The following is a 20,566-nucleotide window of genomic DNA, read 5'->3' on the forward strand; positions in this document are numbered from 1 at the left end:
CTCTCCGGCTCATCCGGCGGCGGGCGGCTGCGCGGTGACCCGCGGCGGGGTGTAGAGGTGTTCGCCGACGCGTTTGACCAGTCGCGCCATCTCGTAGGCGACGAGGCCGATGTCGGCGGTGACGGCGGTGAGGAGGGCGAGGCAGGAGCCGTCTCCGGCGGCTGCCACGAAGAGGAAGGCGTCGTCCATCTCGACCATCGTCTGGCGTACCCCGCCGGCTCCGAAGTGCCGTCCCGCGCCCTTGGCGAGGCTGTTGAAGCCGGACGCCACGGCGGCGAGGTGCTCGGCGTCCTCGCGCGCGAGTCCGCTGGAGGCGCCGACGGCCAGTCCGTCGTTGGACAGCACCACGGCGTGCCGCACCTCGCGCACGCGCATCACCAGGTCGTCCAGCAGCCAGTCCAGTTCGCCGGACCGCCGGCCTGTCCTCGGGTTCGGGTCCTGGATCATGCCGGGTCTCCTTCGCTGCTGTCACTGCGCGTTTCGGGTTCCGGGGCGGCACCGCGGCCCGGCTGCCGGCCCCCGCCGCGCACCCAGCCGGCGCGGTAGGCCGCCATGCGGTCCCGTACCAGTTCGGGGGTGCGCCGGTCGTCGCCGTGGCGGGTGGAGGACGGGTCCGCCTCTGCCGCGTGCTGCTGGCGCAGCTGGGGGGCGAGGCTGGCCTGGCGCACCCGGCGCGGGAGGTCGTCGGAGGGCTCGGACTCGTCCGGCGGGCGGTGCAGCTTCAGGGGGGTCACTCCGGGAGGCGGGGGCTCGTACGAACCTGGGCCGGGGGCGGTGCCGTACGCATCCGGCTCGGGGGCGGCGGCGCGGTGCGGGCGGGGTGGGTGGGCGCTGTTGCGCGGCTCCGGGGTGGTGACGGCCAGGGCGGGCCGGCCGGAGCCCGCGGTGACGGGTTCCGGTGGCGGGGCCGCGCCGGACACGCGCGCGTACCCGCGATCCCGCTCGGTGACGGCCTGTTCGTCCTGGCGGGGCGGGCGGTCGGCCGGGCCGGTGTGCAGCAGGGCGGTCGGCAGCAGGACGACGGCGGTGGTGCCGCCGTAGGGCGACGTCCGCAGGTGCACCTTGATGCTGTGCCGGGAGGCGAGCCGGCTGACCACGAAGAGCCCGAGCCGGTCGCTGTCGAACAGGTCGAGGGCATCGGACTGTTCGATGCGCCGGTTGGCTTCGCCGAGGGTGTCGCCGCCCATGCCGAGTCCGCGGTCCTCGATCTCGAGGGCGTAGCCGTTGCCGACGGGTTCCCCGGTGACGCGTACGCGCGTGTGGGGCGGCGAGAACTGGGCCGCGTTCTCCACGAGTTCGGCGAGCAGATGGGTGAGGTCGGCGACCGCCGCTCCGACGATGTGCGCCTCGGGGAACTGCCGTACCTCCACGCGCGCGTAGTCCTCGATTTCCGATACGGCGGCGCGTACGACGTTCGTCAACGGGACGGGCAGCCGCCAGGCCCGGCCGGGCGCCGCCCCGGAGAGGATGATCAGGCTCTCGGCGTGCCGCCGCATCCGGGTGGTGAGATGGTCCAGACGGAACAGGTCGCTCAGCTCGTCGGGGTCGTCGGAGCGCCGTTCCATGCGGTCCAGCAGGCTGAGCTGGCGGTGCACGAGCACCTGGCTGCGGCGGGCCAGGTTGACGAAGACTCCGGAGATGCCGCTGGCGAGTTCGGCGCGCTCCACGGCGGCGTGCAGCGCGGCGCGGTGCACGGTGGTCAGGGCTTCCGCGACCTGGCCGGTCTCGTCCTCGGCGGGTGGTCCGGCGGGTGCCTCCGCGTGGATGTCGATCTCCTCTCCCGCGCGCAGTTTCCGGATGGCCTGAGGCAGTTTGCGGCGGGCGATCTCCAGGGCGTCGTTGCGCAGGCTGACGAGTTCGACCACGAGTGCCCGGCCGATCCGCACGGAGATGACGAGCGAGGCGGCGACGGCGGCCAGGCCGAGGAGGACGGCGGCGCCCGCCGGGCTCAGCAGCCCGCGGGCGAACGGGTCGGCGCGTCCGGCGACGACACGCCCGGTGTCCCGCGCGAGGGTCCGCATACCGTCCTGCACGCGCGCGTGGGCGGCGCTCCAGAGTCCCTGGCCGGCCGCGTCGGGCTCGGCGGCCGCACCACCGTTGACGATCTTGTCCTCGGCGCGGCCGAGGTCGGCGTAGGAACGGCTGCCGGCGAGGGTGCGCCAAGCGGCGCGCTGGGCGGTGGGGAGGTCGGGGACGGCGGTGTCGGTGAGGGTGCGGCGCGCGGCGACGGCGGCGCTGAACAGCCGGAGCCGCTCGCCCCGGAGCGCGCCCGCGGTCCGCGCGGTGCCGAGCAGGGCGTCCTCCTGGGCGAGCGCCTCGGCGGCGCGGGAGAACTCGAGCAGGACACGCGCGTCGGAGCCGGTGTCGGAGCGCTGGACGGCGGTGAGGGTGCCGTCCACGGCGAGGGCCGCCGCGATGCTGTTCGTGTACTGCTCGTACGTCGTGTTCCAGCCGGTCCGGTGGTCGAGTACGGCCCTGCGCAGCGTACGGAGACGCTCGGCGCCCTGGACGAAGGCGGAGAGGCGGTCGGAGACGTCGGAGGGCAGTTCCTGGCTGTCGGCGACGGTGCTGCCGTCACCGAGCCGCAGCGCGGCCACGGCCCGGTCGGTGCGGGCGGCCAGCCCTTCGAGGTCGCTGCCGTCGGTGCCGGGAGAGGCGGTGGCGTAGCGCACGGCGGCGGTGCGTTCGGCCTGGAGGGCGCTGACGGCGGTGGCCACCGGGGTGCGCAGTTCGGCGTCGACACGCTGGGATTCGCGGAGCCGGGCGACGTCCTGGGCGGTGCTGACGGTGGCGTACGCCCACAGGGCGAGCAGGGAGACGACGGGCACCATCAGGAGGCTGACCACCTTGGCGCGCACGGTCCGTGGCCGCAGGGGGCGGCGCACTCCGCGGGCGCGTGCCGGGCGCGGTCCCCTGCCCAGGGAGCCGTCGGCGGGCGGGCCGGCGTGCGCGCGGCGGCCGCGGGGCGGGTGCGGGGACGGCTCCGGGGTGCCGTCGTTCGGGGTGGTACGGGGTGGGCGCATGGCCTCCTCGCTCGGGGTGTGGGCGGAGCGCGCGGGACTGCCTCAGGGGGCGAGGGACTCGACGGGCCGTTGGGCGGAGGCGGAGGCCTCGCGCTCGTCGGCGCTCGGCGAGAGGGCGACGAAGGCCGAGGTGATGAACAGGTAGGAACCGAGGCCGACGGCGAGGGGGAAGATGAACTGCATCGCCGTTGCCCCGGGCAGTGCGGTGCCGGAGGGGTGCACCCGCACGCTCACCGCGAACATCCCCGTGTAGTGCATGCTGCTGACGGCCGCTCCCATGACGAGGGAGGCGACGGTGACCGCGCGGGGGGACTTGATGTTGAGTCCCGCCCACAGGGCCGCGGTCGCCGCCACGACGGCGATCAGCACCGACAGCCCGACGAGCACGGGGTCGTAGCTGACGTCGCCGTGCAGCCGGACCGCGGCCATGCCGAGGTAGTGCATGCTGGCGACGCCCAGCCCCGTGGTGAGACCGCCGAGGAGGAGTGACCGGGTGCGGTCGCGACTGCGGCCGACGGCGAAGACGCCGGCGCAGACGACGACCATGGCGACGAGGAGGCTGAGCATGGTCAGCGGCACGTCGTAACGGATGTCGGTGCCGCTGACGCGGAAGCCGAGCATGGCCACGAAGTGCATGGTCCAGATGCCCGTACCGATCGCGGAGGCGGCGGTGACCTGCCAGTTGCGGCGCGCGCGGCCGGTGGTGGCGAGCGCGCGGACGGTGCAGCGCAGTCCGAGAGCGGCGCCGGTGCAGGCCATCAGGTATGACAGCACGGGGGTCAGCCAGCCGAAGGCGGCGTGGTCCAGGTGTCCCATGGCCCAGGGACGCTAGGGGTGCACGGGGGCACAAAGGGGGCGCATTTCGAAAGGTGTTGGAATATGACACTGAGATGCGCTGGAACGATCGCGTCCAGCTCGAACATGCGCGCAGGGGCATCCCTCGTGTTGGTGAGGGATCATGCGGAGCATGAGCGACGACCACACACATGTCCGGGAGTTCTTCACCGCGCGGGCGGCCGACTGGGACAGCAGGTTCCCCGACGACGGCCCCGCCTACGCGGCCGCCGTCGCGGATCTCGGGCTGCGCCGGGGTGACCGGGTATTGGACGCGGGCTGTGGCACAGGGCGCGCACTGCCTCCGCTGCGCGCCGCCGTGGGGCCTTCCGGGGTGGTGCTCGGCGCCGATCTGACGCCGGCGATGCTCGAGGCCGCCGTACGGTCGGGGCGGGACCGGGACGGCCGGCTGCTGCTCGCCGACGTCGCCGCGCTGCCGCTGCCCTCCGGGTGCCTGGACGCCGTGTTCGCGGCGGGGCTGATCGCGCATCTGTCGCAGCCGGAGGACAACCTGCGGGAACTGGCGAGGGTGGTGCGGCCTGGCGGCACGCTCGCGCTGTTCCACCCCGTCGGCCGGGCCGCGCTGGCGGCGCGCCACGGCCGCCGGGTCACCCCCGACGACCTTCGGGCAGAACCCAACCTCCGGCCGCTCCTGGCTCGTTCGGGCTGGCGTATGACCTCGTACGCCGACGAGGACACCCGCTTCCTCGCGGTCGCCGTCCGCGAGGGCTGACCCGGGGTCAGCCGGCCCCGCCGACGACCGCCGCGAAGGCGTCGGGGTTGTCGAACATGACGTTGTGCCCGGCGCCCGGCACGGTCACCACCCGCACCCCGGCGGCCTCCAGGTCCGCCCTGCCCGCGAGGTCGCCGCTGTGCTCGCCCTGCATGTAGACGCGGTCCACGGGCAGCCCCTCCAGGATCGTCCGCATCACCGGATCGGAGCCCTGGCGCAGGCCGACGGCGCTGCGGTGCAGGGCGCGCGGATCGGCGAGCCGCATGGTGGCCGCCCACAGCGGCCCGACGCGGTCCAGCACGCGCGCGTACTCCCGCTCGGCGAACTCGTCCTCCGTATAGGCGGCGATTCCGCTGCTGCCGGCGGTCGGCGGCGGGAAGGGGTCCAGGTTGGCCTCCGTGAGCACCAGCCGGGACACCAGGTCGGGGCGCCGGTGCGCGAGCACGATGGCGACGGCGCCGCCCATGCTGTGCGCGATCAGCTCGGCGCCGGCGACCCGGGCGGTGTCCAGGGCCGCCGCGACCGCGTCGGCGTGCTCCGCCAGCGTGTACCCGAAGTGCTGGGGCCGGTCGCTCACTCCGTGCCCGGGCAGGTCGACGAAGAGGCTGCGCCGGCCAGCCAGTTCGGGACGGGCCGCGATGTGCGCATGATAGACGGAGGACATCGATCCGAGCCCGTGGAGGTACACCCGGGCGGGTTCCGCACCGGGCGCCTCCGTCCAGCGGACGCAGCTTCCCTCGCTGTCGAATACGGCCTGCCGCATGGCACCCCTCCCTGCCGACTGTGCTGTCCCGCGACAATACATCGGTACCGATGTATTGCGTCAAGATGGTATCGGGGAGGCGATGTACACCGTCATGCCGCAGAATGTCGTCATGCTGGAACTCGCCATCCTCGGATTCCTGTACGACGCCCCGCTGCACGGATACGTCCTGCGCCGGCATATCGCGGCGCTCACCGGCCATGTGCGGCCCGTCGCCGAGAGCACCCTGTACCCGGCGATCAAACGGCTGGAGAAGGCCGGTCTGCTGGCGCGGGCGACCGAGCCCGGCGCCGTGGCCGCGCCCCGCCATGTGCTGCGGCTGACCGAGGAGGGCGGACGTGAGCTGCGGCGGCGGCTCGCCGAGCCCGCGCAGCGTGAGATCACCGACGAGAACCACTGGTTCACGCTGCTCGCGTTCCTGCGGCATCTGGAGGACCACGCGGCCCAGGCCGCCGTGCTGCGCCGCCGGCTGGCCTTCCTGGAGGAGCCGGCGAGCTTCTTCTACGACGGCGACCGGCCGCTGCGCGCCGAGGAGCTGGACGACCCGTTCCGGCGCGGCGTTCTCACCATCGCGCGGGCCACCAGCCGGGCCGAACTCGGCTGGCTGCGCGACACGATCGCGTCACTCGAGGATGCCGGCCGCTGAGGAGTCCAGGTGGGCCAGCCGTGCAGGCCGGGGACGGGACGGGTGCCGCATACGTCGCCGAGCGGCAGAGGAGCGGCCGAGAATGACGTCTCCAGGGGCCGGAGCCGTGACCTCTCCGGGGCGAGTGGCGGTCTGGGGAAGTCCTGTGGAGACCGTGGCCGTTTCGCCCTGTCCAGGTGGAAACCGGCAGGTCCGGGTGGTGTGCGGAGTCGTGACAACCGCCTTCCGCCCGCATTAGGGTGCGCGCCGATGGAAGAACCACTGGGGAGGCAGAGATGGCCGGGACGGACGAGAAGGCCGTCGCCGCCGCAGACGACGCGCTGTATGTACTCACAGCGGTACTGCTGACGCCGGCGCAGTTCCCGAGCGTGCTGGGCGACGACTACCCGGAGGCCTGTGCGGCTCTGGGCCTGCCACCCCGGGCCGACGGATACGGCCTGGTGCTGGGCCAGGACGGCGACGGCGCGCGGTGGACGGTCGTCATCGACGACGTCTCGCTGGTCGCGGTGGCGATCGCGTCCTGGGACTGCGGCATGGAGTACGAGCTGTCCCCGGACGAGCGCGCGGTCGTCACCGCACTGCCGGGCTGGCCGCTGGCGGTGGCCGTCGCCGCCCCGGGCGTACCCGCGCCGCACGACCCTGCGGTGGAGGCGGGCGACCAGGCGCCGCTGAGTCCGCCGGACACCAGCTCGTGGGGCCCTGCGCAGCGGCGCCTCGGCGCCGATGAGATCGCTCTTCAGTGGGCGATGTGGCGGGAGCAGATCAGCGACGACAAGTTCCTCCCTGCCGGCGAGCCGCAGGGGGCGTCTGCCGAGCCCCGCGCGGAGGGCGGAGCGAGCGTGCCGCAGGGCGGCCATCAGGGCGTCAGGCGAGTGCTCGCGGAGGCGCGCGCCTATCTCGACACGCCGCCGCCGCTCGGCCGGGTGCGTTCCTCCTTCGCCACCGGGGACGCCCGTACGCTGCGCGCCGACGGCCCCGGCTGGTCGATGGTGGCGCGCACCGACGACATCGCGTTCGTGCTGCTGGACGAGGAACCCGGTGAGGTGTTGCCGGTGGGCCGGGGTCCCGAACTGCCGGGCCTGCTGGAGGCGCTCGACAAGCTGGCCGTACGGCCCCTGTGAGCCGGGCTCGCCGTCCGGCCCACCGCACGCTCGGGCCGCCGGCCGCTCAGCGGCCGAGTTCCTTGCGGGTGACACGGCGGAGCCTGCGCCGCTGGGAGGGGTCCAGCGCCAGATAGGCGGCGACCGGAACTCCGACCACGACGAGGAACACCACCCACCAGGGCAGCCAGGCCAACAGGATCAGCCCGATCGCCACACCTCCCACGGCGATCATCAGCTTCTTGGACATGAGCGTCGCCTCCTTCACGGCCGCTGCCGCTTCTGCACTGAGAACGGCCGCCCGCTTCCCGCTGTTCCGGCCCCGGCCCGGAGACATCCCGGAGACCGCCCCCTAAGGGTCGCCCGCCGCGACGGCGTCAGCATGTCCCGTTCACCCTCCGCGTGCTGTACCCTCGGCGACCCCAACCCCAGTAGTCAAATTTGAGGAGTGCGACAGAGCGTGCAGGGCAAACAATGCGCACCACCCTCCCAACTGTCCGAACTGGCCCGCTGCGGCGTCGTGTTCCTGCCGTCCGATCCCGCTCGGGCCGGCCGGTTCGCCTTCTGGCGTCCTGATGGCGCGCCTCCGCCCAGCGCCGCCGACGGCTGCCCCGATGATCTGGACGTCGTCACGCCTGCGGCGGACGGCGGCGTCGAGCGGGTCCGGCGCCCGGTTCTCGTGCTGTCGACGGGCGCGGCTCTGCCGCTGCTCACGCGCGTGCGTGGACTCCCTGAAGTGCACCGGGCCGGTGCCTTCTGGGGGTCGGCATACGCCCTGGCCCTGCACTTCCTGGCCCGTGGGCTGCTGCTGCCGGGGCTCTCACCGGGCGAGCACGACGCCTGGCGGATCGGGCCGCTGTCCGCGCGGGACACGGAGCTGATCCGTGAATGCGCCGCCGCCATGCCTCCGGAGGCGCACGCCGTGCCGCTCGCGCCGTCGGGGCCACCCCTGCTGCCCGCACCGGAGCGGCTGCTGCGCGCCTTCCTGGACGCGGTCGCCGACACCCTGCCCCGCTCCCCCGCCGCGCCCCTGGTGACCGGCGGCCCTCCGTACGCCGTGGCCGAGCCGCAGCGGCTGCCCGCACTGCGGGCGTGGGCCGACGACATCGCCGCCGCCCATGACGCGGGCGTGCAGCTGTCGCTGCGGGTGGAGATGCCCGGACTCGGCGAGGCGCCGCTGGAAGAGGCTGCCGTCCGCTTCCGTGCCGTGCTCCAGGTGCATGGGCCGAGCGGCGCGGCGGACGTCATGGATGCCGCGGGCCTGTGGACCGGGGCGGCGGACGTGCGGGGTGCGTTCGGCCCCCGCGCGCGTGCGGACGCGTTGCTGGCGCTGCGCCGCGCGGCCCGTGTATGGCCGCCGCTGAGGCCCCTGCTCTCGGCCGCCGTGCCCGACGCCGTGGACCTCGCCGACGAAGAGATCACCGAACTCCTGGGCGAGGGCGGCCGAGCGCTGGCCGCGGCCGGAGTCGAGGTGCACTGGCCGAAGGAGGCCGAGCGCGGTCTCACCGCGCACGCGACGGTCGGCCCGCCGGACGACGGAACGGAGACGAGTAGTGCACCGGCGGGCCCGGCCTCGTTCCTCCCAGGAGCCGGCGCGGTCGCGTTCCGCTGGCGGTTCGCGCTGGGCGGGCGGGAGCTGTCCGGCGAGGAGCTGGACCGGCTCGCGGAGGCCAAGCGCCCGCTGGTCCGGCTGCATGACGGTTGGGTTCTGGTCGACCCGCGCGAGGCGCAGCGCGCCCGAAGCCGCAAGGAGCGGACCCTCGCTCCCGTGGAGGCCCTGGCCGCCGCGCTGACGGGCTCGGCACAGGTCGACGGCCGGCTGGTCGACGTACGGCCCACGGGATGGCTCGCCCGGCTCCGGGAAAGACTCGCCGGGGGTGAGCCCGCGCCTGCCACCGGACCGCCGCCCGGTCTGGCCGCCACCCTGCGGGACTACCAGCTGCGCGGCCTCGACTGGCTGGCCCGCACCACGTCTCTCGGCCTGGGCTGCTGCCTGGCCGACGACATGGGCCTCGGCAAGACCGTCACGCTGATCGCGCTGCATCTGCACCGGCAGCGGGAGGCCTCGACCACCGGTCCGACGCTGGTGGTCTGTCCGGCGTCGTTGCTCGGCAACTGGCAGCGCGAGATCGAGCGGTTCGCTCCCGGTGTGCCGGTGCGCAGGTTCCATGGCGCCGGGCGTGATCTCGGTGCCGTCGCGCGCGGGGAGTTCGTGCTGACCACCTACGGCACGATGCGCCTGGACGCCGCCGGGCTGGCCGCTGTGCCGTGGGGGCTGGTCGTGGCCGACGAGGCCCAGCATGTGAAGAACCCGTACTCGGCGACCGCGCGGGCGCTGCGGTCCATCGACGCACGCGCACGCGTGGCGCTCACCGGCACTCCGGTGGAGAACAACCTCACCGAACTCTGGGCGATCCTCGACTGGACGACACCGGGCCTGCTCGGCCGCCTCGGCACCTTCCGCGCGCGGTACGCGCAGCCGGTCGAGACCGGCCGGGACCCTGCCGCCGCCGAGCGGCTGGCGCGGCTTGTGCGGCCGTTCCTGCTGCGGCGCCGCAAGTCGGACCCCGGCATCGCACCCGAGCTGCCGCCGAAGACGGAGACCGACCGTCCCGTCGCGCTCACCCCGGAACAGGCAGGGCTGTACGAGGCGTTGGTCCGCGAGACGATGGAACGGATCGCGGCCGCCGACGGCATGGCGCGCCGGGGTCTGATCGTGCAGCTGCTGACCGGTCTGAAGCAGATCTGCAATCACCCCGCGCAGTTCCTCAAGGAGGACGGGCCACGGCTTGCCGGGCGCTCGGGGAAGCTGGAGCTGCTGGACGAACTCCTCGACACCGTCCTCGCCGAGGGCTCGGGTGTGCTGGTGTTCACGCAGTACGTCCGCATGGCGCGTCTGCTCGAACGGCATCTGGCGGCGCGCGGGGTGCCGTCGCTGCTGCTGCACGGGGGCACTCCGGTGGCGGCCCGAGAGGAGCTGGTCCGGCGTTTCCAGGACGGCGAGGCACCGGTGTTCCTGCTGTCGCTGAAGGCGGCCGGCACCGGTCTGAACCTCACCCGCGCGGAGCATGTCGTGCACTACGACCGGTGGTGGAATCCGGCCGTCGAGGCGCAGGCCACCGACCGCGCGTACCGGATCGGGCAGGACCGGCCGGTGCAGGTGCACCGGCTGATCGCCGAGGGGACTCTGGAGGACCGCATCGCGGAACTGCTGGGCCGCAAGCGGGAGCTGGCCGACGCGGTGCTCGGCTCCGGCGAGGCCGCACTGACGGAGCTGACGGACGCGGACCTGGCCGCACTGGTGGAACTGCGCGGGGAGGCGCGATGAGCCGTTACGACGACGAGCGGGACCGTGACGCGGGGCGCACGTTGGCGGCGCTGCCGCCGGTGCGGGGCCGTGGGTTCGCCCGGAGCTGGTGGGGGCGGGCCTGGCTGCGGGCGCTGGAGGACGCCGCTTTGGACGCCACGGCGGTCAAGGCGGGGCGCCGGCTCGCGCGCGCGGGTGCAGTGGGCGCGGTGACCGTACGGCCGGGCCGGGTCACGGCTGTCGTACGCGATCCGGGCGGGGCGGCCCATCGGGCCGACGTCCTGGTGCCGGAGCTGTCCGACGGGGCGTGGGGCCGGCTGCTGGACCTGGCCGTGGAACAGGCCGGGCATCTGGCCGCCTTGCTGGACCGGGAGTTGCCGCCGCACCTGGTCGAGGACGCGGCCTCGCGCGGGGTCGATCTGCTGCCGGGCCTGGGCGAGCTGGACCCCGAGTGCGACTGCGGCGCATGGGACCACTGCGGGCACACCGCCGCGCTGTGTCACCAGGTGGCGAGGCTGCTGGACGAGGATCCGTTTCTGCTCCTGCTGCTGCGCGGGCGGCAGAGGGGGGCCTTCCTGTCCGAGCTGCACGTGCGGAGCACCACGCCCCGGGCGGAGCCCGCCGGCGCCGGGCCCGCGGACGTGGGCGCGGGCCTGGAAGCGGCGCATGTCTGGGCGGCGGCGGACGCCCTGCCCCCGCTGCCCGCTCTGCCCGGACTCCCCGACGAACCCGGCACACCGCCGTCCCTGGACACCGGGACGGCACCGGCACCCGGGGTCGATAGCGCCGCGCTGGAGCATCTGGCGGGCCGTACCGCCGTGGAGGCGTACCGGATGCTGGCGCGGTTCCGGTCCGGGGATGCACCCGCGGAGGGGCTCACGACGGCGCAGGACGCGGTACGGCTGGCCTGTGGACCGGTGCCCGGCGCGGTGGCCCGGCGGCTCGCCGAGGGGTCGGGGCGGGGCGGCGCGGAACTGGCCGCGGCGGTCCGGGCCTGGTGCGTCGGAGGTCCGGCGGCCCTGGCCGTGCTCGACGAGGAGTGGCAGGTGGCGGGCGCGGCGCTGGCACGCGCGCGGGCGGCGCTGGAGTCGGCCTGGGGGGAGGACGAGCGGCCGGTGTTCCGGCACAGCGGCAACCGGTGGACCCTCCCGGACGGCACGGTCCAGCTGCGGCTCGGACGGGACGGCCGCTGGTGGCCGTACCGCGACGAGGACGGCCACTGGGTCCCAGCGGACGGCGCGGACCGCGATCCGGCCACGGCACTGGCCGCGGCGCGATGCGCCGCGGAAGGCGCGGACTGACACTCCGTCAAAGCGACGAACGGTGGACTCCGGCCGTTCACCGCGCGGTCGTGCGGCGTTCCGTCGGTGACCCAAGGGTGGCCGCCGTCGACGAAGTCGTTCCCAGGAGGCCCGATGTCCCCGTATGCCGCCGGCCGTGCCCGTGTCCACCGTTCCGTCGCCACGGGTCTGCCCCTGGCCCTGGCCGCCGTCCTCGTGGCCGCGGGCACGGCGACGGCTGCGCCCGGCGAGGACGCGCGTGTCGTCCGCACGGCGACGCTCGGTGAGATCCCGCTCGGTGCGTTCAGCATGCGCTGCTGCCCGGCAGTGTGAGCGACGACCACGGGATCGAGCTGGGGAGCCTCGGCAGCGACATCTATCCGGCGGGGCGCACGGGCGAGTTCTGGACGGTGACCGACCGCGGCCCCAACGGCCAGATCAAGGTGAACGGCAAGAAGCGCCGGACGTTTCCGGTGCCCGGCTTCGACCCGGCCATCGTGAAGATCCGCGTCTCGGGCGACGCGATCCAGGTCATCGACGCGATCCCGCTGACCACGTCCGCCGGACGGGCCGTCACCGGGCTGCCGAACCAGGCAGGCCGCGACGAGACGCCGTACACCTACGACGCGAGCACCGCGCTGTCCTACGACCCGAACGGTCTGGACACCGAGGGGATCGTGCGCGCCGAGGACGGGACGTTCTGGCTCGTGGACGAGTACGGCCCGTCGCTGGTGCATGTCTCCGCGCGCGGGCAGGTGCTGACCCGCTACGTGCCCAAGGGGCTCGGTCTGACCGGCGCCGGCTACCCGGTGGTGGAGGCGCTTCCGTCGGTGCTGCTGCACCGCAAGACCAACCGGGGCTTCGAGGGGCTGGCGCAGCTTCCCGACGGTGATCTGGTGATGGCGTTGCAGAGCCCGCTGTCGCTGCCGGACACGGACGCCGGGGACGCCTCGCGCACCACCCGCCTGCTGCGCTTCTCGCCACGGGAAGAGGCTGTCACCGCCGAGTACGCCTACCGGTTCGACCCGGTGGACGTGGTGGACCCGAGCGAGGACGACACCTCCGAACTGAAGATCTCGTCGGTGGTCGCCGTGGGCGGTGACCGGCTGCTCGTCGAGGAGCGCACGGACAAGGCGGCCCGGCTCCAGCTGGTGCGGCTGGGACGCGCGGCGGACATCCTCGGCGGCCGCTGGGACGACGACACGACGGCTCCGTCGCTGGAGCAGCTGGACGATCCGGCGGCCGCGGGCGTGCCGGTGCTCGCCAAGCGGCTGGTGGTCGACCTCGGCAAGGTCGACGGGGTACCGGGGAAGATCGAGGGCATCGCGCGCGTGCGGCACGACACGCTCGTCCTCGTCAACGACAACGACTTCGGGATGACCGACGGGGCAGGCGCGTTCGACGCCCAGGGCCGGCTGGTCGACAGCGGCGTCAGGACGACCGCGGTGTACGTGCGGCTGCCCGAGGGGCTGTGACGCGGGCCTCCCGGCGGTCAGGGGAGGGGCACGTGCCCGTGCCGCCTCCCCGGCTCTTCGCGTCTGCCCGCGCGCGTGGGCGACGGCCTACGCGCGTGAGTGCTCAGCCGCGGGCCGCCAGCAGGTGGTCCATGGCCAGCTGGTCGAGCCGTTCGAAGGCCATGCCGCGCGCGGCCGCGCTCTCCACGTCGAAGTCCTCGAAGGCCGTGCGGTCGGCGAGCAGCGCCTGGAGGCCGTCGGCCGCGGTCGGCTGGGCGAGCTGGTCCAGACGCGCGGCGCGCAGCGCCTCCTGCACCTCCGGGTCGGCGCGGAAGGCGGCGGCACGCTCCTTCAGGACGAGGTAGTTGCGCATGCAGCCGGCCGCCGAGGCCCACACGCCGTCGAGGTCCTCGGTGCGCGGCGGCTTGAAGTCGAAGTGCCGGGGGCCGGTGTAGCCGGCGCTCTCCAGCAGGTCGACCAGCCAGAAGGCGGCGCGCAGGTCGCCGGCGCCGAAGCGCAGGTCCTGGTCGTACTTGATGCCGGACTGGCCGTTGAGGTCGATGTGGAAGAGCTTGCCCGCCCACAGGGCCTGGGCGATGCCGTGCGGGAAGTTCAGACCGGCCATCTGCTCGTGTCCGACCTCAGGGTTCACGCCGTACAGCTCGGGGCGCTCCAGGCGCTCGATGAAGGCCAGCGCGTGGCCGACCGTGGGCAGCAGGATGTCGCCGCGCGGCTCGTTCGGCTTGGGCTCGATGGCGAAGCGCAGGTCGTAGCCCTGGGCGGTGATGTACTCGCCGAGCAGGTCGAAGGCCTCCTTCATGCGGTCCAGAGCGGTGCGCACGTCCTTGGCGGCGCCGGACTCGGCGCCCTCCCGGCCGCCCCAGGCGACATACGTCTTCGCGCCCAGCTCGACCGCCAGGTCGATGTTGCGGATCGTCTTGCGCAGCGCGTAACGGCGCACGTCACGGTCGTTGGCGGTGAACGCGCCGTCCTTGAAGACGGGGTGCGTGAAGAGGTTGGTGGTGGCCATCGGCACGGTCAGGCCGGTGGCGTCCAGCGCCTGGCGGAAGCGCTTGATGTGCGACTCGCGTTCGGTGTCCGAGGAGCCGAAGGGGATCAGGTCGTCGTCGTGGAAGGTCACTCCGTAGGCGCCCAGCTCGGCCAGGCGCTGCACCGTCTCGACCGGGTCGAGGGCACGGCGGGTGGCGTCGCCGAACGGGTCCCTTCCCTGCCAGCCGACGGTCCACAGGCCGAAGGTGAACCTGTCCTCGGGGGTGGGCTGGTAGTTCATGCCGCGGCTCCTTGCTGCGTACGACTATTTCGTCATGGCCGTTTACAAATTAGTATGCGGACGCACCTGTGGGAAGAGAACAGCCAGTACGCATCCCGCTGAGCCGCGGAAGAGGGAGAGCCCGATGTCAGCAGCCGAGGGTCCGCTCGTCGTCGGCGTGGACACATCCACGCAGTCCACGAAGGCGCTCGTCGTCGACGCGGCCACCGGGCAGGTGGTGGCGAGCGGCCAGGCGCCGCACACCGTGTCCTCAGGAGTGGGCCGGGAGAGTGATCCTCGCCAGTGGTGGGACGCCCTGTGCGCGGCGCTGCGTCAGTGCGGCGACGCGGCGCACGAGGCGGCCGCGGTGTCGATCGGCGGCCAGCAGCACGGCCTGGTGACCCTGGACGAGCGGGGCGAGCCGGTGCGTCCGGCGCTGCTGTGGAACGACGTCCGCTCGGCGCCCCAGGCGCGCCGGCTGGTGGAGGAGCTGGGCGGGCCCAAGGCCTGGGCGGAGCGCACCGGGAGCGTGCCCGGGGCGTCGTTCACGGCCACGAAGTGGGCCTGGCTGGCCGAGCACGAGCCGGAGGCCGTGCGGGCGACGAGAGCGGTGCGGCTGCCCCACGACTACCTCACCGAGCGCCTGACCGGGCAGGGCACCACCGACCGCGGCGATGCCTCGGGGACCGGCTGGTGGGCGTCGGGGACGGAGGGCTACGACGAGGAGATCCTCGCTCATATCGGTCTCGACCCGGCACTGCTGCCCCGGGTGCTGGGGCCGGGCGAGGTGGCCGGTACCGTGCGCGACAGCCATGACCTGCCGTTCTCCAAGGGCACGCTGGTGGCCCCGGGCACCGGCGACAACGCGGCGGCGGCCCTGGGGCTCGGCCTGCGGCCCGGCGCCCCGGTGCTGAGCCTCGGCACGTCCGGCACGGTGTACGCGGTCTCCCGGCACCGCCCGGCCGACCCGACCGGCACGGTGGCGGGGTTCGCGGACGCGCGCGGCGACTGGCTGCCGCTGGCCTGCACCCTGAACTGCACGCTGGCCGTGGACCGGGTCGCCACGCTGCTCGGCCTGGACCGCGAGGCCGTCGAGCCCGGGGGCACGGTGACCCTGCTGCCGTATCTGGACGGCGAGCGCACTCCGAACCTGCCGAGTGCCTCCGGCCTGCTGCACGGACTGCGTCACGACACGACCCCGGGCCAGTTGCTGCAAGCCGCGTACGACGGCGCGGTGCACGCGCTGCTCGGCGCGCTCGACCTGGTCCTCGACGAGGACGCGGACCGCAGTACCCCGCTGCTGCTGATCGGCGGCGGCGCCCGGGGCACCGCCTGGCAGCAGACGGTACGGCGCCTGTCGGGACGGCCCGTCCAGGTGCCCCAGGCCCAGGAACTGGTCGCCCTGGGCGCCGCGGCGCAGGCGGCCGGGCTGCTGACCGGCGAGGACCCCGCGGCGGTGGCCCGCCGCTGGAACACGGCCGCGGGCCCGGTGCTGGAGGCCGTGGAACCGGACCGGGAGACGCTGGCCAGGATCAGCGGGGTACTCTCCGACGCGGCCCCGCTGCTGGAGCGGGGGACACACACCCAGCCGCCCGCGCAGAGTCCGGCGGCACAGGACAAGGATTGACGGAGGCATGACCGCACCGCTGCACGAGGCCCGCCCGGGTGCCGGCCGTGCCCTGCCGGACACCCAGCAGGGCATGCGCCGGCGCAATCTGGCCCGGGTGATGCACGCCGTGAGCGCCGAGGGGCCGCTGTCGCGGGCCGCGGTCGCCTCGCACATCGGGCTGACGCGGGCGGCGGTGTCGACCCTGGTGGACGAACTGATCCGCTGGGGACTGCTGGAGGAACTGGGCCCGGAGCGGCCCGGGCGGGTGGGCCGGCCGGGGTCGGCGCTCGCGGTGAGCGGCCGCGGGCCCGCCGGGATCGGCGCCGAGATCGGCGTCGATCACCTCGCGGTGTGCGCGGTTGACCTGCGGGGCACGGTCCGCGCGCAAGCGATACGGCACGGTGCCAACCGGGGGCGGGCGCCCGGGCCGGTGATCGAGGAGCTGACCGGGCTGATCCGCCGGGTCGTCGCCGAGGCGGAGGAGGCGGAACTCTGGCCCGCCGGTCTCGCGGTGGCCGTGCCCGGCCTGGTGGCGCGGGACGGGCGGACGGTCGTACGCGCCCCCAACCTGGACTGGCTCGACACGGACGTCGGCGCTCTGCTGCCCGCAGGCCTGCCGTTGACCGTGGACAACGAGGCCAACTTCGGTGCGCTGGCCGAGCTGTGGCTCGGGGAGGCCACCCCGGGCGACTTCCTGCACGTGTCGGCCGAGATCGGCATCGGCGCCGCGGTCGTCGTGGACGGCGGACTGCTGCGTGGCACCCGGGGTTTCGCAGGCGAGCTGGGCCATGTGCCCGTCCGGCCGGACGGTCCCCCGTGCCCGTGCGGCGGCCGGGGCTGTCTGGAGCAGTACGCGGGCGAGGAAGCGGTGCTGCGCGCGGCGGGACTCGAGCCGCGGGAGGACCTGGTGGGCCTGCTCGCCGAACGGGCGGAGCAGGGCGACGAGGGGGTACGGGCGGCGCTGCGGGATGCCGGTACGGCGCTCGGCATCGCCCTGACCGGGGCGGTGAACCTGCTGGATCCCGAGACCGTGGTGCTGGGCGGCGCCCTGGCCGGACTCTCGCCCTGGCTGCTGCCGTCGCTGGAGGCGGAACTGACGGGCCGTACGGCGGGCCCTGCCTGCCCGGTGTCGGTGTCCCGGCTGGGTCCGCAGGGGCCGCTGCTCGGCGCGGCGCACTCGGTCGTCCGGGCCGTGCTGGACGATCCGGCGACGGTGGCGGAACGGTCCTGACGCCTGGCACGCTGGGGCTCGTCGGAGAGGGGGCCTGATGACGGACTGGGTGCCGCGGGCGGAATGGGTCAAGACCCAGCCACAGGCTCTGCTCGCCTCGTGCGTGCTGATGCTGGACGGGCAGTCTCGCGTCCTGCTGCTGCGCTACGGTCCGAGCCATCCGAGCGCGGGCCGGTGGTGGCTGCCCGGCGGCATGCTGGACCACGGTGAGGATCCCTGGACCGCGGCGCGCCGCGAGATGCGCGAGGAGACCGGTGTCGAGCTGAGGCCGGTGCCGCAGCTGCTCGGGATCGACCACCGGGTGGACGTGCTCGGCACCGGTCCGGTCCTCGACTCCTTCTTCCACGGCGGCACGCTGGCCGAGGGCACCCGCATCCGGCTGAGCGCGGAACACGACCGGCACGGCCTGTTCACACCGTCCGAGCTGGCGGAACTGCCACTTGTGACACGGCGGTCCACGTTGCTGGCCCTGTATGCGGCCGCGCTGAGCGGGGGCGTGGTGTACCTGAGCGAGGGTGTGCCGGTGTGACCGTGCCGACGCGGCGGCCCCGGAGGGAGGCGGGGCAGCCCGGCCGGCCGAGGCCTTGGCGGGCGGCGGGGCGGGCCTGACAGGCCGCTGGACGGTGCCCCCTGCTCCCGGCGTGGACCGCTGAACTCACCCGAACGGGTGGCCGAGTTGTCCACAAGGAGGGGCCTGTCCACGGAACCGCGGCGGACCCTTCTGCCCGCTCCGCCCGCGCCGTACCGTGATGGCACGAGGCGGAACTGCCGGGCCGTCAGATCCGTCGGCCGCCTCTCGGATCAGGGAACGCGCACGCGCCGGACGGCAGCGGCCTCACAGGCATCGGGGGACACATGTACGGGGAGACGACCAGGGCCCTGTTCCGAGCCCAGAACCGCACGGGCGCATGGCGATCCGAGAGTCGCACGGGCGCATGGCGAATACCGCTGCCGGACCCCGTGCGGTGGCCGGTGCACCAGCACGGGATCAGTGAGCCGGACGCGTACCGATGCGCAACCCCGGCGGGCCCGTCACCGTTGGCCAGCGCGTGCGACGGGAACGACCCGTGCCTGGCCACGCTCCGCGAGGAGCGGCCGACCGCGCCGGACACGTACCCCGGTGTGCCCGCGCGAGCGCGCCGGAACGCACCGGGCCGGCACCGCTGACGTCCCCGCCGTACCCGTCCTCGCTCCCCCACCCCTCCCCCCGAACCTGCCCCACTCCCCCACCCCGCATCACCCCCACACTCCCGAAAGGGGCCCGACGATGGACATGGACCCGGTGAAGCCGCGCATGAGCAGACGGTGGCTGCTGAAGGGGGCGGCGCTGGCCGCCGTGCCGTACGCGCTGCTGCCCGAAGCGCGTGCCGGTGCGTCCGAGCCGGTCGACTATCCGCCGGCCCAGTGGGCCGGGGCGAGCAGTTCCAACTACACCTCGTCCGACCGCCCGGACAGCTACCTCATCGACCGCGTGATCATCCATGTGACACAGGAGACGTACGCGAACACGCTGGCCATCTTCGCGAACCCGGCGAAGAAGGTCTCCGCGCACTACCTGGTCCGCTCGGCCGACGGCCATGTCGCCCAGTGTGTGCACGAGACGGACATCGCCTGGCACGCGGGCAACTGGGACTACAACACCCGCAGCATCGGCATCGAACACGAGGGCTGGGTGGACCAGCCCGCCTACTTCACCGACGCGCTCTACGAGCAGTCGGCCAGGCTCACGGCGGCCGTCTGCGCCAAGTACGGCATTCCCACGGACAGGGAGCACATCATCGGCCACTACCAGGTGCCGGGCACCGACCACACCGATCCCGGGCCGAACTGGGACTGGGTCCGCTACATCCGACTGGTCAACCTCACCTAGGAGCATCCGCCGACTGTCACGCCCCACAGGAGGGAGGCGATACAAGGAGGGTTGGTGAACCGGTGTCGCGCTGGTTGTCCGCGCGAACACCGTGCGTGACCATGGAGGCAGCCGTTTCAGCGTCGGGGAGGCCGAGTTGACCGATCCGTGGGTGGCCCTGGAAGCCGGAGCCGACCCCGCCGCACGGGTCCGGGAACTGCGCCGGGCGCACGAGACGTTCACCAGAGTGGGCCGGGTGCCGCGGCCGGTGCGCTCGGTGGTGGCGGAGTCGTGGCGGCGCAGCGCACGGGCCGGTGTCGGACCGGACGGCAGTGCCTGTGTGGAGCTTGCTGAGGGCGAACTCGGCGCCTACCGGGCGGAGCACCCGCTGGCCCGGGTGATGCCGCTGTTCCGGGAGCTGCTGGGCACGTTCGCCGCCGACGGCGAGCATCTGCTGGCGGTGTGCGACGCACACGGCAGGCTGCTGTGGGTCGAGGGCCATCCGGTGACCCGGCGCCGGGCGGACGGGATGAACTTCGTGCCCGGTGCGCGCTGGTCGGAGACCGCGGTGGGCACCAACGCGCCGGGGACGGCCGTGGCGGTGGACCGGCCGGTGCAGGTGTTCGCGGCGGAGCACTTCATCCGGCAGGTGCAGCCGTGGACGTGCGCGGCGGCGCCGGTGCACGATCCGCGCACCGGCCGGGTGCTGGGCGCGGTCGACATCACCGGCGGGGACGGGCTGGCGCATCCGCACAGCCTGGGCTTCGTGCGGGCGGTGGCGCGGGCCGCCGAGACACAGCTGGCCCTGCTCGCTCCGCCGCGACGCGCCGCCGACGTCCCGCTGCTCAGCGTGCTGGGCCGGGACGAGGCCGAACTCACCCTGGAGGGAGGGCGGATCAGACTCAGCCGCCGGCACAGCGAGATCCTGGTCCTGCTGTCCCGGCATCCGGAGGGCCTGAGCGGTGACGAGCTGCTGTGTGCGCTCTATGCGGACGAGTCGGTGACCCCGGTGACGCTGCGCGCCGAACTGGCCCGGCTGCGCCGCCTGCTGGGGCCGGGGCTGCTCGCCTCACGGCCGTACCGGCTGACGGTCGCGGTGGAGTCCGACGCGAGCGTGGTGGAGCGACGGCTGGAGGCGGGTGCGCTCACCGCGGCGGCGGAGGCGTACACCGGCCCGTTGCTGCCCGGTTCGCAGGCTCCGGCGATCGTACGGCTGCGGGACCGGCTCGCCGACGGGCTGCGGACGGCGCTGATCGCGCGGCGCGACCCGGACCTGCTGGCGGACTGGGCGCACGCGCCATGGGGAGAGGAGGATCTGGAGGTGTGGCGGGCGCTGGCCGCGGTGCGGCCCACCGCGCCGGTGCGGGCCCGGCTCGCCGCGCTGGAGAGCGAACTGACCGCACCGGCCGGCCGGGCACCGGCGCGGACCTGCGGTGCAACGTACCTGCAACGTCCGTCCGCCTAGCC

The 20,566-nt window shown here is 74.1% G+C and carries 16 protein-coding genes and 1 pseudogene; 11 read left to right on the top strand and 6 right to left on the bottom strand.

Features of this window, described 5'->3' with window-relative positions:
* Positions 1-9: 9 nt before the first annotated feature.
* The 3 genes from ACWCV9_RS14990 to ACWCV9_RS15000 are packed head-to-tail and all read right to left on the bottom strand — an operon-like array spanning position 10 to position 3,839.
* Positions 10-447, bottom strand: a complete 438-nt coding sequence (locus tag ACWCV9_RS14990; RefSeq protein ID WP_450786796.1) for a roadblock/LC7 domain-containing protein — start codon at positions 445-447, stop codon at positions 10-12.
* Positions 444-3,023 carry a nitrate- and nitrite sensing domain-containing protein gene (locus ACWCV9_RS14995; protein ID WP_450786798.1) on the bottom strand — a complete coding sequence of 860 codons (2,580 nt, stop codon included), beginning with the start codon at positions 3,021-3,023 and terminating at the stop codon, positions 444-446. The genes ACWCV9_RS14990 and ACWCV9_RS14995 overlap by 4 nt, the downstream gene beginning before the upstream one ends.
* 42 nt (positions 3,024-3,065) lie before the next feature.
* Entirely contained in the window at positions 3,066-3,839 is a 774-nt protein-coding gene (locus ACWCV9_RS15000; protein ID WP_450786800.1) for an MHYT domain-containing protein, read from the bottom strand.
* 151 nt (positions 3,840-3,990) lie between these two features.
* On the opposite strand from ACWCV9_RS15000, the gene ACWCV9_RS15005 reads away from it, so the two are divergent.
* Positions 3,991-4,590, top strand: a complete 600-nt coding sequence (locus ACWCV9_RS15005; RefSeq protein ID WP_450786802.1) for a class I SAM-dependent methyltransferase — start codon at positions 3,991-3,993, stop codon at positions 4,588-4,590.
* A gap of 7 nt (positions 4,591-4,597) precedes the next feature.
* Here the strand turns inward: ACWCV9_RS15005 and ACWCV9_RS15010 are convergent, their stop codons facing one another.
* Complete coding sequence (locus ACWCV9_RS15010) at positions 4,598-5,353, bottom strand: alpha/beta fold hydrolase (RefSeq protein WP_450786804.1); 756 nt, start codon at positions 5,351-5,353, stop codon at positions 4,598-4,600.
* Between the two features lie 112 nt (positions 5,354-5,465).
* On the opposite strand from ACWCV9_RS15010, the gene ACWCV9_RS15015 reads away from it, so the two are divergent.
* Both ACWCV9_RS15015 and ACWCV9_RS15020 read left to right on the top strand, forming a co-directional pair.
* Positions 5,466-5,999 carry a PadR family transcriptional regulator gene (locus ACWCV9_RS15015; protein WP_450786806.1) on the top strand — a complete coding sequence of 178 codons (534 nt, stop codon included), beginning with the start codon at positions 5,466-5,468 and terminating at the stop codon, positions 5,997-5,999.
* A gap of 275 nt (positions 6,000-6,274) precedes the next feature.
* Positions 6,275-7,120: a hypothetical protein gene (locus tag ACWCV9_RS15020; RefSeq protein ID WP_450786808.1), complete on the top strand. Its 846-nt coding sequence runs from the start codon at positions 6,275-6,277 to the stop codon at positions 7,118-7,120.
* A gap of 46 nt (positions 7,121-7,166) precedes the next feature.
* On the opposite strand, the gene ACWCV9_RS15025 is transcribed toward ACWCV9_RS15020, so the two are convergent.
* Positions 7,167-7,349: a hypothetical protein gene (locus tag ACWCV9_RS15025; RefSeq protein WP_385842295.1), complete on the bottom strand. Its 183-nt coding sequence runs from the start codon at positions 7,347-7,349 to the stop codon at positions 7,167-7,169.
* Between the two features lie 210 nt (positions 7,350-7,559).
* On the opposite strand from ACWCV9_RS15025, the gene ACWCV9_RS15030 reads away from it, so the two are divergent.
* The 3 genes and pseudogenes from ACWCV9_RS15030 to ACWCV9_RS15040 all read left to right on the top strand — a co-directional run bounded on the left by ACWCV9_RS15030 (position 7,560) and on the right by ACWCV9_RS15040 (position 13,161).
* On the top strand, positions 7,560-10,427 hold the full coding sequence (locus ACWCV9_RS15030; protein WP_450786810.1) for a DEAD/DEAH box helicase: 2,868 nt from the start codon (positions 7,560-7,562) through the stop codon (positions 10,425-10,427).
* Positions 10,424-11,707: an SWIM zinc finger family protein gene (locus ACWCV9_RS15035; RefSeq protein ID WP_450786812.1), complete on the top strand. Its 1,284-nt coding sequence runs from the start codon at positions 10,424-10,426 to the stop codon at positions 11,705-11,707. Before ACWCV9_RS15030 ends, ACWCV9_RS15035 begins: the two co-directional genes overlap by 4 nt.
* A gap of 114 nt (positions 11,708-11,821) precedes the next feature.
* A pseudogene (locus tag ACWCV9_RS15040) lies at positions 11,822-13,161 on the top strand (esterase-like activity of phytase family protein).
* Positions 13,162-13,264: 103 nt separating this feature from the next.
* Here the strand turns inward: ACWCV9_RS15040 and xylA are convergent.
* Entirely contained in the window at positions 13,265-14,431 is a 1,167-nt protein-coding gene (gene xylA, locus ACWCV9_RS15045; RefSeq protein ID WP_450786814.1) for a xylose isomerase, read from the bottom strand.
* A 124-nt stretch (positions 14,432-14,555) separates the two neighbouring features.
* On the opposite strand from xylA, the gene xylB reads away from it, so the two are divergent.
* The 5 genes from xylB to ACWCV9_RS15070 all read left to right on the top strand — a co-directional run bounded on the left by xylB (position 14,556) and on the right by ACWCV9_RS15070 (position 20,564).
* Positions 14,556-16,037 (top strand): xylulokinase, encoded by a 1,482-nt coding sequence (gene xylB / locus ACWCV9_RS15050; protein ID WP_450786816.1) that lies wholly within the window; start codon positions 14,556-14,558, stop codon positions 16,035-16,037.
* A gap of 7 nt (positions 16,038-16,044) precedes the next feature.
* Positions 16,045-17,250 (top strand): ROK family protein, encoded by a 1,206-nt coding sequence (locus tag ACWCV9_RS15055; protein ID WP_450786818.1) that lies wholly within the window; start codon positions 16,045-16,047, stop codon positions 17,248-17,250.
* Positions 17,251-17,287: 37 nt separating this feature from the next.
* Entirely contained in the window at positions 17,288-17,779 is a 492-nt protein-coding gene (locus ACWCV9_RS15060; protein WP_450786820.1) for an NUDIX hydrolase, read from the top strand.
* Positions 17,780-18,523: 744 nt separating this feature from the next.
* Positions 18,524-19,120, top strand: a complete 597-nt coding sequence (locus ACWCV9_RS15065) for an N-acetylmuramoyl-L-alanine amidase (RefSeq protein ID WP_450786908.1) — start codon at positions 18,524-18,526, stop codon at positions 19,118-19,120.
* A gap of 136 nt (positions 19,121-19,256) precedes the next feature.
* The gene (locus tag ACWCV9_RS15070; RefSeq protein ID WP_450786822.1) at positions 19,257-20,564 is read left to right on the top strand and encodes a GAF domain-containing protein; all 1,308 of its coding nucleotides are present in this window, start codon (positions 19,257-19,259) and stop codon (positions 20,562-20,564) included.
* The last annotated feature ends 2 nt before the right edge of the window (positions 20,565-20,566 follow it).

Source organism: Streptomyces sp. NPDC001606 (assembly GCF_053596835.1).

What these genes read in the sequence shown, in the direction of transcription:
- ACWCV9_RS15010 (WP_450786804.1), bottom strand. Translation starts at nt 5,353, where the DNA reads ATGCGGCAGGCCGTATTCGACAGCGAGGGAAGCTGCGTCCGCTGGACG.
- ACWCV9_RS15055 (WP_450786818.1), top strand. Translation starts at nt 16,045, where the DNA reads ATGACCGCACCGCTGCACGAGGCCCGCCCGGGTGCCGGCCGTGCCCTG.
- ACWCV9_RS15005 (WP_450786802.1), top strand. Translation starts at nt 3,991, where the DNA reads ATGAGCGACGACCACACACATGTCCGGGAGTTCTTCACCGCGCGGGCG.
- xylA (WP_450786814.1), bottom strand. Translation starts at nt 14,431, where the DNA reads ATGAACTACCAGCCCACCCCCGAGGACAGGTTCACCTTCGGCCTGTGG.
- ACWCV9_RS15065 (WP_450786908.1), top strand. Translation starts at nt 18,524, where the DNA reads ATGGACCCGGTGAAGCCGCGCATGAGCAGACGGTGGCTGCTGAAGGGG.
- ACWCV9_RS15025 (WP_385842295.1), bottom strand. Translation starts at nt 7,349, where the DNA reads ATGTCCAAGAAGCTGATGATCGCCGTGGGAGGTGTGGCGATCGGGCTG.
- ACWCV9_RS15035 (WP_450786812.1), top strand. Translation starts at nt 10,424, where the DNA reads ATGAGCCGTTACGACGACGAGCGGGACCGTGACGCGGGGCGCACGTTG.
- ACWCV9_RS14995 (WP_450786798.1), bottom strand. Translation starts at nt 3,023, where the DNA reads ATGCGCCCACCCCGTACCACCCCGAACGACGGCACCCCGGAGCCGTCC.
- ACWCV9_RS15015 (WP_450786806.1), top strand. Translation starts at nt 5,466, where the DNA reads ATGCTGGAACTCGCCATCCTCGGATTCCTGTACGACGCCCCGCTGCAC.
- ACWCV9_RS15060 (WP_450786820.1), top strand. Translation starts at nt 17,288, where the DNA reads ATGACGGACTGGGTGCCGCGGGCGGAATGGGTCAAGACCCAGCCACAG.
- xylB (WP_450786816.1), top strand. Translation starts at nt 14,556, where the DNA reads ATGTCAGCAGCCGAGGGTCCGCTCGTCGTCGGCGTGGACACATCCACG.
- ACWCV9_RS15020 (WP_450786808.1), top strand. Translation starts at nt 6,275, where the DNA reads ATGGCCGGGACGGACGAGAAGGCCGTCGCCGCCGCAGACGACGCGCTG.
- ACWCV9_RS15000 (WP_450786800.1), bottom strand. Translation starts at nt 3,839, where the DNA reads ATGGGACACCTGGACCACGCCGCCTTCGGCTGGCTGACCCCCGTGCTG.
- ACWCV9_RS14990 (WP_450786796.1), bottom strand. Translation starts at nt 447, where the DNA reads ATGATCCAGGACCCGAACCCGAGGACAGGCCGGCGGTCCGGCGAACTG.